This window comes from Deltaproteobacteria bacterium, from assembly GCA_016709225.1.
In the GTDB taxonomy this organism is placed as follows: domain Bacteria; phylum Myxococcota_A; class Polyangia; order Nannocystales; family Nannocystaceae; genus Xiheibacterium; species Xiheibacterium phototrophicum.
This window is the reverse complement of sequence record JADJEE010000001.1, coordinates 1,537,235-1,548,959: the sequence shown is the minus strand read 5'-3', so window position 1 is coordinate 1,548,959 and position 11,725 is coordinate 1,537,235. Positions and strand designations below refer to the sequence as shown.

At 70.6% G+C, this 11,725-nt stretch carries 14 protein-coding genes; 7 read left to right on the top strand and 7 right to left on the bottom strand.

Going from position 1 to position 11,725, the window contains the following annotated elements:
* Positions 1–78: 78 nt before the first annotated feature.
* The 7 genes from IPH07_06425 to IPH07_06395 form a co-directional block, all read right to left on the bottom strand.
* Positions 79–1,350 (bottom strand): alpha/beta hydrolase, encoded by a 1,272-nt coding sequence (locus tag IPH07_06425; protein ID MBK6917017.1) that lies wholly within the window; start codon positions 1,348–1,350, stop codon positions 79–81.
* A gap of 54 nt (positions 1,351–1,404) precedes the next feature.
* A complete protein-coding gene (locus tag IPH07_06420; GenBank protein MBK6917016.1) occupies positions 1,405–1,869 on the bottom strand; it encodes a Mov34/MPN/PAD-1 family protein in 465 nt (154 codons plus the stop codon).
* Complete coding sequence (locus tag IPH07_06415; GenBank protein MBK6917015.1) at positions 1,859–2,812, bottom strand: PLP-dependent cysteine synthase family protein; 954 nt, start codon at positions 2,810–2,812, stop codon at positions 1,859–1,861. Before IPH07_06415 ends, IPH07_06420 begins: the two co-directional genes overlap by 11 nt.
* Positions 2,813–2,868: 56 nt before the next feature.
* Entirely contained in the window at positions 2,869–3,144 is a 276-nt protein-coding gene (locus IPH07_06410) for a MoaD/ThiS family protein (GenBank protein MBK6917014.1), read from the bottom strand.
* A gap of 84 nt (positions 3,145–3,228) precedes the next feature.
* Complete coding sequence (locus IPH07_06405) at positions 3,229–3,933, bottom strand: HesA/MoeB/ThiF family protein (protein MBK6917013.1); 705 nt, start codon at positions 3,931–3,933, stop codon at positions 3,229–3,231.
* 16 nt (positions 3,934–3,949) lie between these two features.
* Entirely contained in the window at positions 3,950–4,903 is a 954-nt protein-coding gene (cysK, locus tag IPH07_06400; protein ID MBK6917012.1) for a cysteine synthase A, read from the bottom strand.
* A 59-nt stretch (positions 4,904–4,962) separates the two neighbouring features.
* Positions 4,963–5,376, bottom strand: a complete 414-nt coding sequence (locus tag IPH07_06395) for an Rrf2 family transcriptional regulator (protein ID MBK6917011.1) — start codon at positions 5,374–5,376, stop codon at positions 4,963–4,965.
* A 198-nt stretch (positions 5,377–5,574) separates the two neighbouring features.
* On the opposite strand from IPH07_06395, the gene efp reads away from it, so the two are divergent.
* From efp to IPH07_06360, 7 genes are all read left to right on the top strand, one after another.
* On the top strand, positions 5,575–6,144 hold the full coding sequence (gene efp, locus IPH07_06390) for an elongation factor P (GenBank protein ID MBK6917010.1): 570 nt from the start codon (positions 5,575–5,577) through the stop codon (positions 6,142–6,144).
* Positions 6,141–7,157: a hypothetical protein gene (locus IPH07_06385; protein MBK6917009.1), complete on the top strand. Its 1,017-nt coding sequence runs from the start codon at positions 6,141–6,143 to the stop codon at positions 7,155–7,157. Before efp ends, IPH07_06385 begins: the two co-directional genes overlap by 4 nt.
* A 104-nt stretch (positions 7,158–7,261) precedes the next feature.
* Complete coding sequence (locus IPH07_06380; GenBank protein ID MBK6917008.1) at positions 7,262–8,056, top strand: energy transducer TonB; 795 nt, start codon at positions 7,262–7,264, stop codon at positions 8,054–8,056.
* A 389-nt stretch (positions 8,057–8,445) separates the two neighbouring features.
* Positions 8,446–9,513, top strand: a complete 1,068-nt coding sequence (locus tag IPH07_06375) for a hypothetical protein (protein MBK6917007.1) — start codon at positions 8,446–8,448, stop codon at positions 9,511–9,513.
* A 129-nt stretch (positions 9,514–9,642) separates the two neighbouring features.
* Positions 9,643–10,371, top strand: a complete 729-nt coding sequence (locus IPH07_06370) for a TonB family protein (GenBank protein ID MBK6917006.1) — start codon at positions 9,643–9,645, stop codon at positions 10,369–10,371.
* 101 nt (positions 10,372–10,472) lie between these two features.
* The gene (locus IPH07_06365; protein ID MBK6917005.1) at positions 10,473–11,198 is read left to right on the top strand and encodes a MotA/TolQ/ExbB proton channel family protein; all 726 of its coding nucleotides are present in this window, start codon (positions 10,473–10,475) and stop codon (positions 11,196–11,198) included.
* The gene (locus IPH07_06360) at positions 11,195–11,677 is read left to right on the top strand and encodes a biopolymer transporter ExbD (GenBank protein ID MBK6917004.1); all 483 of its coding nucleotides are present in this window, start codon (positions 11,195–11,197) and stop codon (positions 11,675–11,677) included. The genes IPH07_06365 and IPH07_06360 overlap by 4 nt, the downstream gene beginning before the upstream one ends.
* Positions 11,678–11,725 lie beyond the last annotated feature (48 nt).

Sequence of the window (11,725 nt, the reverse complement as noted above, 5' to 3'; positions counted from 1 at the left end):
ACCGCGCGCCACGGGCGGGTGCGAAGCTCGCTGCGCTCGGTGTGAACCCCGACGGTCCGTGATCGATCGACCGGTTGTCTAGCCGCGGTCGCCCGCGCCCGGCTCGAGCCAGCCGCGCATCGCGTCGAGCACCGCGGCGCTCGACAGCAGCTCGAGGTGGCCGGTGTCGAACACCAGCGCGCAGTGCAGCGGTGGAAACGCCAGCGTCAGCTCAGCGCGCTCGCAGCGTCCGAGCGCGCTGTCGACCGGCACCAGCCCGTCGCCCGGTGGCGTGGGCTCGGGGGCAGGCGCCAGCGAAGCCGCGACTGCGTGGCATGCGACGCCCTCGGGCAGCGGCAGCGGGCGTCGGCGATCGACGTGGTCGGCGAAGCGATCCGCGTCGTCGTCGCCGCGGCGCACGTCGCCGAAGCGCAGGCACGTGACGCCGGCGCTGCGGATGCGCGCGAGCTGGGCCAGCGGCGCGCTGTAGCGACTGACCGACAGCAGCGGTCCGACCCAGTTGCCGGCGCGCTCGAGCGGGGCGCCGTGGTGGGGCGTGCCGAGCGTGACGATCGCCCGCAGCAGCTTGCGCCACGCGTGACCGGCGAGCTCGCCCTCGTGACACGCGCTGCGCGTCACGAGCCCGCCCATGCTGTGGCCGACGATCGTCAGCGACGCCGGTGCGACCGGCCACTGCGCGACCAGCTGCTCGAGCAGCGCCGCGAAGCGCTCGCCGTTGTCGGCGACGTGCAGGCCGCTGTTGTAGTGCAGGTACACCGGCGTCAGCCCCAGCGCCTCGGCCAGCGCCGCGCCGTGGTCGTGGTCGTGGCCGCGGTGGCGCCACTGGCGATCGTTCATGCACGAGCCGTGGACGAGCACGAGCAGGTCCGCGCTTGCACTCGGCAGGGCGGCCGCCAAGGCTTCGCGCTCGAGTCGCAATGCGCGGCCGTCGACCCGCAGCGCCATCTCGATCGCCAGCGGGTTGTCGGTCGCGTGCAGGTAGTCACCGAGCACGCCGTTCAGCGCCGCCAGCACGGCGTCGTGCTCGCCCCGCGCGGCCGCCTCGGTCGTCGGGGCGCCGTCACCCCGCAGCGTTCGCGTCGCCTGCGACAGCCCCGGCGCGAGCGCGGCCACCTGCGCGAGCGCGGCGTCGATGCCACCGCCGACCAGGCCGGTCGCCGCCTGCACGCCGCGATACAGTGGCGACAGCAACGCCTCGGCCGCGCCCTCGAGCGGCTTCCCCAACACCGCGGGCCCGCCGAGGATCGTGCGATGCATCGTCTCGACCAGGCCGGTCACGCCCTGCACGGCCGCGATCGCGAGCCGGCTCGCGCCGCGGAGATCGTCGACGGGATTGCGCGGCTTGGTCATGGCGCTTCGCGACGCTTGATGGCCGGGGTGCATGGGCACCCGCTCGAGTGCGCCTCAGATCGCCGCCCCCTCGAATCGTGCGATCTCGACGTACCGCTCGCCGTCCTGCCGGAACAGCTTGGCCTCGACGATGCCCTGATCCTGCACGTCGACCACCAGGTAGTCGCAGGGATACCCGGCCCCGAGCGCGGCGCGGGTGTCCTCCTCGGAGAAGTACGCGCCGACCCGCGGATGCGAGTGGTAGATGATGCGGGCCGGCTGCTCCGATTCGAAGCTGCGCACCAGCTGCAGCAGCTGCTTGCCGCCGATGTTGTAGCCGTTCTCGGCCGTGCGGGGATGGGCCTCGGGGTCGAGCGCGTGCAGCTGATCCTGGCGGTTGATGCACGGCACCAGCTCGGCGCGGTCGCCCTCGCCGAGGATGAAGCCGCAGCACTCCTTGGGGAACTCCGCGCGCGCCTGGCGATAGATCGCCTCGAGGTGCGCGGGCGCGATGACGTTCGAGCTCGATTCACCAGACAAAGTTCCGCTCCCACTTCAGCGGCGCGAAGTAGCGATCGCCGCGGTCACACAGCACCGTCACGACGCAGCCGCGCTGACCCTGCTGCGACAGTTGCTTCGCCACCCGCAGCGCGCCGGCCACGTTGGCCCCCGAGGAGTGCCCGACGAACAGCGCCTCGTGCGTGGCGAGCTGCTCCGACACGTCCCAGCCCTCCTCGGTGGGCATCCAGATGGTGTCGTCGAGCACGCCCTCGTCGTAGATCGGCGGCACCAGGCTCGACGGGATGTGCTTGAGGCCCTCGAGCCCGTGCATCGCGTCGTCGGGCTGCACCGCGATGCAGCGCACCGCCGGGTTGCACTCGTGCAGCCGTCGCGAGGTGCCCATGACGGTACCGCTGGTGCCGATGCCGGTCACGAAGTGCGTCACGCGACCCTCGGTCTGGGCCCAGATCTCGACCCCGGTGCCGTCGTAGTGCGCGCGCCAGTTGGAGTCGTTGGCGTACTGGTTGGGGTAATAGTACCGATCGGGATCGGCGTCGACGAGCGCGCGCGCGTGCACGATGGCACCGTCGCTGCCCTCCATCGGATCCGAGAAGATGAGCTCGGTGCCGAACGCCCGCGTGACCTGCTTGCGCGGGTTGCTGACGTTCTCCGGCATCACCAGCGTGATCGGCACGCCCAGCGCCGCGCCGACCATCGAGTACGCGATGCCGGTGTTGCCGCTGGTGCTGTCGATGAGTCGCACGCCGGGCGGCAGATCGCCGCGGGCCTGCGCGTCGCGGATGATCCGCAGCGCCGCGCGGTCCTTCACCGAGCCGCCGGGGTTGGCGAACTCGCACTTGGCCCACAGCTCGACCCCCGGGCACGCGGCCTCGAACCACCGCAGCCGCACCAACGGGGTGTTGCCGACCAGCTCGACCACCGAGTCGACCGCGCGCGGCCGGGCGCGCGCCGCCAAGGCCACGCCAGCCGGCGCGTCGACACCGTCGATCCGCGGCGCGAACCCTGGCTCGCTCGGACTCACATGCCCCCTGCGATGGCCGGGATGATGCTGACCTCGTCGCCATCCTTGACCGCGGTGTCGAGGTTGTCGAGGAAGCGGATGTCCTCGTCGGCGACGAACACGTTGACGAAGCGACGCACCGCGCCGGTCTCGTCGCAGATGCGCTCCTTGATCCCGGGGTAGGCGCTCTCGAGGTTGCCCAGCAGCTCGCGCACGTTGGCGCCGGCGACCGTGACCTCCTCCTTGCCTTGGGTGAACTTGCGCAGGGGCGTGGGGATGCGGACTTGGGCCATGGCTGCTTCTCCTTTGGGGCTGCTCTCGTCGTGCGAAGGCGAGTCGTCTTCGAGTGGGGTGGGCGGTACGAGGACGCGGGAGGTCTACAACGATTCGGACGTCACGGCAGCGGTTGCGGTGACGCGGGCGCTCGCGCAGCGGCAGTCGGGCCGGCTACGGCCGGACAGCGCGCGCAGGTGTCCAACGCCGAGCTCGAGCACGAACAGTCGGCCGACGGCGTCGTGCCCGGCGTCGCCGGCGAGCAGCGCCGCGAGGTGGGCCATGAACATGCCGACGGTGCCGACCGCGGGCCCGAGCACGCCGGCCTCGGCGCAGGTCGGCACCAGCTCGACCGGCGGCGGCGCCTCGTACACGCAGCGGTAGCACGCCGAGCCCGGCGCGACGGCGATGGCCTGGCCCCGCAACGCCAACGCAGCGCCGATGACCCCGCGGCGACCGAGCGCGACCAGGGCATCGTTGCAGGCGAACTTCACCGCCGGCGCGTCGGTGCAGTCGAGCACGATCGCGGAGTCCGGCAGCGTGGCGATGCGATCGTGGAGCTGCTCGGACTCGACCCGCTCGACGTGGGCGCGCGCGTCGACCCCGAGCGCACGCAGCCGGGCCGCCGCGACCTCGGCCTTGGGCGCGCCGATGTCCCCGTGATCGAACAGCACCTGCCGCGGCAGGTTGCCCAGCTCGACGCGATCGTGATCGATGATGTCGATGCGCGCCGCGCCTGCGGCCCGCAGGCCCAGCAGCGCGGGGCAGCCCAGGCCGCCGGCACCGATCACCACGAAGTGCGCCGCCACCACTTGCTCCTCGCCGCTAGCGACGCTCGGCGTCGGTGAAGAACTCGTCGAGGCTGAAGTAGCGCTCGCCGGTATCGCACAACACGGTGATGACGTTCTTGCCGGGTCCGAGCTCGGCGGCGAGCCGCTCGGCCACCAGCACCGCGGCGCCGGCCGAGATGCCGACCAGCAGGCCCTCTTCGTGGGCCAGCCGCTGCTTCATGCGGTAGGCCTCCTCGTCGTGCACGCCGACGATGGCTTCGTAGACCTTGGTGTCGAGCACGCCAGGCACGAAGCCGGCGCCGATGCCCTGGATGCGGTGGGGCCCGGGCAGGCCGCCGCGCAGCACCGGGCTGCGCTCGGGCTCGACGCCGAGGATGCGGATCGCGGGGTTGTGGGCCCGCAGCACCTGGCCGACGCCGGTGATGGTGCCGCCGGTGCCGATCGAGGCCACGAAGCCGTCGATGCTGTGGCCCTCCATCTGCGCCAGTAGCTCGGGGCCAGTGGTGCGGCGATGGATCTCGGGGTTCGCGGGGTTCTCGAACTGCTGCAGCATCACGTGGCCCGGGCGGCGGCACAGCTCCTGCGCGGCCGCGACCGCGCCTTCCATCGTGCGATCGTCGGGCGTCAGCACGATCTCGGCGCCGTAGGCCTTGAGCAGGTTGCGACGCTCGAGGCTCATGCTCTCGGGCATGGTGAGGATGAGGCGATAGCCCTTCACCGCGGCCACCAAAGCCAGCCCGATGCCGGTGTTGCCCGAGGTCGGCTCGACCAGCACGGTCTCGCCGGGGCGCAGCTTGCCGCTGCGCTCGCCGTCCTCGATCATCGCCAGCGCGATGCGGTCCTTCACGGAGCCGCCGGGGTTGGTCATCTCGCACTTGCCCCACACCGTCGCGTGGGTCTTGTCACCGCCGCACACGCGGCGCAGGCGGACGATCGGCGTGTTGCCGATCAAGCCGAGGATGTTTCCGACCAGGGGCGGGCGTTGCATGTGTCGAGGTCTCTTCGGACGCGGGGCGTGGCGAGGGCAGGGGCTTCGCGGGCGGCTGCTCAGATGACGTAGTTGGCGGCCGAGCGACGGTGACGCTCGCGCGCCTCGCCGAGCAGCTGCTCGAGTCGGAGATCGCCGACCGCGGCGCGCAGTCGATCGTCGATGGCGCGTTCGACCAGCACGGTGATCTCGTCGGGCGCCGCCGCGGGGCTTGGATCGGACTGGCCGCTGCTCAGGGCCGCGAGCACCTCCGACAGCGCGATCTCGGCGGCCGGGCGTGCGAGTCGATATCCCCCACGCGGCCCGCGTTTTCCCACCACGAGGCCGGCGCGGCGGAGCTCGCCGATGATCTCTTCGAGGTAGCGTGCGGGAATCGCCTGGCGCTCGGCGATGGCCTGGGCGGACGCGTACCCCCGGTGCGCCACGTCGACGAGCGCGCGCAGGGCATAGCGGACCTTGGTCGAGAGGCGCATTTCCCGGTAACCTTTGAGGTAAACCGTGAAATAGGCTGCCACAGGTCGGCCCGCCCCGCAAAGGGCGCGGGCGTGACCCCGCCATGGGTGCGCCGGCCCCGGCGCTCGGGCGCTCGGGCGCCCGGGTTGACAGGGGCCCCACCCGTGAAGGACAAGCCCCGCGCGACCCGTGGGATCACGGGATCGCAGGAACCGAACATGGCAGCCCTCGACGTCAGCGAACTCAAGAAGAACTCCAAGGTCGACATCGACGGCGTGCCCTTCGTCGTGGTCGAGTTCCAGTTCGTGAAGCCCGGCAAGGGCCAGGGCCTCTACAAGTGCCGCATCAAGAACATGATCACCGGCGCGGTCATCGACCGCACCTGGCGATCGGGTGAGCGCTTCGAGCCCGCCAACGTCGAGTCGAAGAAGATGCAGTACCTCTTCTCGTCGGGCGAGAGCTTCACCTTCATGGACAACGCGACCTACGAGCAGGTCGAGATGGCCGCCGATCTGATCGGCGACGACAAGTGGTTCCTGCTCGACAACATCGAGGTCGAGGTCCTGTTCTACAACGAGCGCCCGGTCGGGGTGAGCCTGCCCAGCCACGTCGTGATGGAGATCGTCGACTCCGAGCCCGGCGTGAAGGGTGACACCGCCACCAACGTGACCAAGCAAGCCACGGTCTCGACCGGCTACGCGGTCGCGGTGCCGATCTTCATCAAGGTCGGCGAGCGCATCAAGATCGACACGCGCACGGGCGCGTACATCGAGCGCGTCAACACGTGACGACCGGCGGCCGCGCGCGGCCGCTCGAGCTCGCGGACCGCATCGAGCTGTGGGACGCCGCGCTGGCGGCCACCGCCGCGTGCATGCGTGCGCGTGGCCTCCGCGAGGTCCGTACGCCACCGGTGGTCGACGAGGTCGCGCTCGAGCCGTGGATCGAGCCGGTCGCGGTCGGTGCTCGCTTCGTCCAGACCAGCCCCGAGCTGGCCATGAAGCGCCTGCTGGCCCACGGCGCTGGCGACATGTTCCAGCTGGCCGCGGTCGCGCGGGCCGGCGAGCGCGGCCGCTGGCACGCCGAGCAGTTCACCCTGCTCGAGTGGTACCGCCGCGGCGACGCGCAGCTGCAGGTGCGCGCCGACGTGGAGGCCGTGGTCGAGGCGCTGTTCGACGCGCTCGCGCCGTGGCAGCGCGCACCGACGCGGCGCCCGCGGACGTGGTCGAGCGTCGCGTGGCTCGACGCCTTCGCCGACGCCACCGGCGTGGCGCTCGTCGGCGACGAAGACGGGGACGAGCTGGTCGCACGCGTGCACGGCTGCTGGCCCACGCCGGCGCTGCGCGGGGTCGATCCCGATGCGCGCACGCTGGAGGCGTGGACCTCGTGCTTCACCGGCTTCTGCGACGCGCATCTCGACGGTTGGCTGCGTGCGCGCGCCGACGAAGGCGTCGCCGTGCACCTGGTCGAGTTTCCGCGGGCCCTCGCGGCGCTGTCCGAGACCAGCCGCGACGCGCACGGCCGCACCGTCGCGGCGCGCTTCGAGAGCCACGTCGGCGGTCGCGAGCTGGCCAACGGCTACGGCGAGCTGCGCGACGCCGTCGAGCAGCGGCGGCGCTTCGCCGCGGTCGCGGCCCTGCGCGCGGCCTACGAGCTGCCCGCGCTGCCGCTGCCTTCGGCGTTCCTCGACACGCTCGCGCACCCGGGCCTGCCGCGCTGCGCCGGCGCGGCGCTCGGGCTCGAGCGCATCATCGCGATCGCGATCGGTGCCGACGGCATCGAGGCCCACGCATTGTCGCCATGAGCACCGCACCGGCGTGCTGTCAGCAGCGACGGCGCGCCGCGTTGGACCTGCCGTGACGGCGCGTGCGCCCCTGCGCATGCACGCCGTCGTGGGAGGACGAGCGCATGTTCGACACGTACATGATCGCCCACGCGATCGACCCGGGCTTCCGTCGCCGCGTCACGATCTCGCTCGGTGCGGCCCTCGTGGGCAGCGCGCTCGCGATTGCGAGCTACCTCGGCGTCGAGAAGCTGGGCGTCGCCCGCGTCGGCGCACCCCACGTCGAGCTCGACGTGTTGATGGCGACCACGGTGCCGGCGCCCAGCGCTGCGCCACCACCGGCTGCGCCACCGGCCGCTGCGGCGCCCGAGGAGCCGGCGGCCGCCGATGATCCACCCCCCGAGGATCACCGCGCGCGCGTCGAGGAGGTCCCCCTCGAGTCGTCGCGGCCCCGTGCCCGCGGCGAAGCCGGCACTGGCGTGCCCACCGGCAGCGGCATCCCCGGCCTGCATGGCCTCGGCGTGGGTCCCGTGCGCGACGGCCCGCCGTGCCCGATTCCCGGCACCTGCGTGGCCACGCCGCCGCCGGTGCGGCCGCCGACGCCGGTCGCCGCGGCGTCCACCAAGGTCCCGCTGTCGGTGGTGAAGAGTCGTCTGCGCTTCTCGCCGAACCCCACGCAGGCCGAGCTCGCGCGCACGCCCGCCGGCATCGCCCGCCGCGGCGGCACCAGCGTGGTCGAGTTCTGCATCGATCCCGCGGGCAAGGTCGAGCAGGTGCGCACGCGCAAGTCCGCCGGCGATCGCGAGATCGATCGCCTGTGTCGCGAGGCGGTCGCGCGCTGGCGCTTCAGCCCCACACAGGTGCAGGGCCACGGCGTGCGCACGTGCAGCGAGTCCTCGTTCGAGATCACCTTCGACTAGCGCCCGCGAGGACCCTCGCGTCGACGTCGCGTCCGGTGCGTGTAAGCGCCGCGCGCGTCGAGGGTTGCAAGAGCCCGCGCATCGCCGCCCGGGTGGGGCGGCGCGGCCGCGCGCGCGCCATCGAACGTGCCCGCGTTTCGCCGCGATTGCACGAGCATCCACGATCACACGACGAACCGCAGGCAATGCCAAGATCGCGTGACCAGCAAGCATGCACCGTCGAGGCCCGGCCGCGCGGCCCCGATCCGACGACGGCCCGCCACGCAGGCGAGCTGCGTCCGCGAGAAGCGGCGTGCGCGGGCCCACACGCCGATCCGCTTGATTCTTCACGGCCTCCATGCTGTAGACTGCAGCCTTCCATGGGTCGCGATCATCGCCCCACCACACGCATGAGCACACGCGCCATCACCTGCATGACGGCGCTGCTGCTGTCGTTGGCCACCCCTGGCTGTGCGAAGATCGAAGCTCGCGACGCGATCCGCGACGGCAACAAGCTCTACAACGACGGCAAGTTCCTCGACGCCATCGCGAGCTACGACAAGGCCGAGCAACTCGAGCCCGACGGCGTCACGGTGTTCTGGAACCGGGCCTGCGCGGCCGAGGCCCAGGTCCTCAAGATGAAGGACCCGACCGAGAAGGCCGAGCGCAAGCAGTACGCCGACATGGCGCTGAAGGACTTCCAGACCTGGTACGACCGCCTCGAGCAGAAGACGCCCGAGGACGAGGAGCAGGTGAAGGGCCACCGGCTCGCCATCTTGAAGGCCGACGAGCGCTGCGACGATCTCATCGAGCACTGGCTCGAGCGCCACCGCGCCGACCCCAAGGACGAGCGGCTCTACAGCAAGATCGCCGCGCAGTACGACGAGTGCGGCAAGCCCGACCAGTACATGGAGTGGATCGCCAAGCGCACGAAGGACTTCCCGGAGTCCGTGCAGGCCTGGCACACGCTCGCGACGCTGACCTTCATGCCGCTGTTCCCCGACCCCGAGAAGGGCCTCGGCTACAACGAGGCCATCTCGCCGTCGGACCGCATCGCCAAGGCCAACGAGGTGATCAAGCTGCTCGACAAGGTCACGCAGCTCGACCCCAAGTTCGCCGACGCCTACCGCTGGCGCTCGATGGCGTACACCCAGCGTCAGCTCGCGCGGGTCATCATCGAGACCCCGGAGAGCCCGGACGAGCGGCTCGAGCCGATCCTCGCGCGCGAAGACACCATGCTGGCCTGGAAGCAGCAGAAGGCGGTCTGCGACCTCGAGGAGCTGGGGGAGTGCCCCAAGGACAAGGTCCCCGATGCGCCGTGCTGCCCGCCGCCGCCGCTCAGCTCCGAGGAGCAGGCCAAGGACGCCGAGAGCCGCCGCCAGATCGAAGAAGAGCTCAAGATGATCGAGCAGGGCATCGATCCCGCCGACCCCGACGGCAAGGGCAAGAAGAAGAAAAAGAAGGGGAAGGGCCGGTAGCCCGCGGGCCTACGCTCGCGCGTGTAAGCAGCCGAGGATCGAAACGCGATGTTCGACAACTACATGCAATATCAGCATGCGGACCCGAAGCGACGGCTTCGGCTCCAGATTGCATCGGCATCCGCAGGGGTGATCACCTTCTCGATCATCCTGTTCATGTGGGTCGCGAACAAGATGTCGATCATGCGGGTCGACCCGCCGCCCGGCATCGAGTTCATCATGACCCAGCTGGTGGAGGAGGAGGCCGTCGCGGCCCCGCCACCACCGCCGCCGCCGCCCCCGGCGGCCGCGGAAGAAGAAGAGGAAGAAGAAGAGGAGATTCCCGAGGAGGAAGTGCCCCTCGAGGAAATCGTCCAGCCGAAGGAGACCCCGGACAAGGTGCCCGATCCCAACAAGAAGGGCGGCACCAAGGGTCCGAGGGTCCCCGGTGGCGTGCCGGGCGGTGTGCCCGGTGGCGTGCCGGGCGGTGTGCCCGGCGGCATGCCCGGTGGCGTGCCCGGTGGCGTGCCCGGTGGTGTCGCGACCAAGCGCGACGTGCAGGAGAAGGACGTCGCGAAGGCGCCCATCTCCTCGGTGCGATCGCAGGCCATCTACGACCCCAACCCCGACCAGCGCAAGCTCGCCGGTACCAAGGCCGCGACCTTCGACAAGCGCCCCGGCACCGTGAAGATCGCGTTCTGCGTCGATCCGGGCGGCAAGCCGACCGACGTGCGGGTCTCGAAGAAGTTCCCCAACGATCCGCAGGTGGATCAGATCGTCAAGGAGACGGTCCAGAAGTGGCGCTTCAAGCCCTTCATCGTCGACGGCAAGGCCAAGACGACCTGCACCGAGGCCTCGTTCGACATCGTGTTCGAGTGAGGCACTCCCCGCCGGTGCCGCGCGTCGCGGCCCGGTGCTCCGTTCCCCGATGCGGGCGCCCGCCCGCGACCAGCAGTCCGTAAGCAACAGGAAACACCATCATGCACACCCTTTCGATCCTCATCGCCGAAGGCAGCGATTTCTCCCTCACGGGCATGTGGGAGCAGATGGGCCTGTTCGCCAAGATCGTGCTCATCGGCCTGGTCGTGATGTTCGTGATCGCACTGGCGGTCATCATCGAGCGGCTGCGTGCCTACGCCCGCGCGAAGCGACAGTCGATCAACTACATCATGCTGCTGCGCACCTATCTGCAAGAGCGCAAGATGCAGGAGGCCGTTGCGGCCGCCCAGCAGCACGGCGACAGCCCGGTGGCGAAGGTCGTCGGTGCCGGCTTGAAGGAGTACCTCGATGGGCTCGAGGCGCTGCGCGAGGAGGGCCCCGACGATGTCGGTGACTTCGACCTCGTCGACGCGGTCAACCGTCAGATGGAGCGCGCCAAGGAGCGCGAGACCGCCAACCTCAAGCGCGGCCTCACCTGGCTCGCGACGGTCGGCTCGACCGCACCGTTCGTCGGTCTGCTCGGCACGGTGGTCGGCATCATCAACTCGTTCCAGGGCCTGTCCTCGGACGGCGGCGGCGGCCTGTCGGCGGTCGCGGGCGGCATCTCCGAGGCGCTCGTCGCCACCGCGGTCGGCCTCCTGGTCGCCATCCCCGCGGTGATGATGTTCAACGCCTTCAACGCGCGCGTCGAGTCGTACCAGATCGACATGAACGACGTGGCCTCGGAGCTGGTCGACTTCGTGTTGAAGGAGGGTCGCTACTCGTGAAGCACGTCGGCAAGCGGACCCGTTCGATCCCGTACAAGTCGGATCACGGCGTCGATCACTCGGCCCCCAACAGCGACATCAACGTCACGCCGCTGGTGGACGTGTGCCTGGTGTTGCTGATCATCTTCATGGTCGTCACGCCCATGCTCGGGCGCGGCAAGGACGTGCGCCTGCCGGTGCTGTCCGACGCTGCGGAGCACAAGGAGGGCGACCAGGTCTTCGTGTCGGTCGACGACGCCGGCGCCTGGATCGAGCAGGACCTCTACAACGACAAGGCCTCGTTCCTCGGTCGACTCGAGGAAGACCTCAAGATCGCGTTCGGCAAGGCGGCCGCGGTCGGGTACAAGGGACCGATCCTCTTCGTGAAGGGCGACCGCGACACCGACTATGGCCGCGTGCGCACCGTGATGGAGTGGATCAACTCGAGCGATGCGGCGGTGACCGACATCGCGCTGGTGGTCGACAAGACCGAGAATTGATCGCGCAAGAGGCCGGTGATGTCACCGGCCGCGCAAGGAGACCCGCAC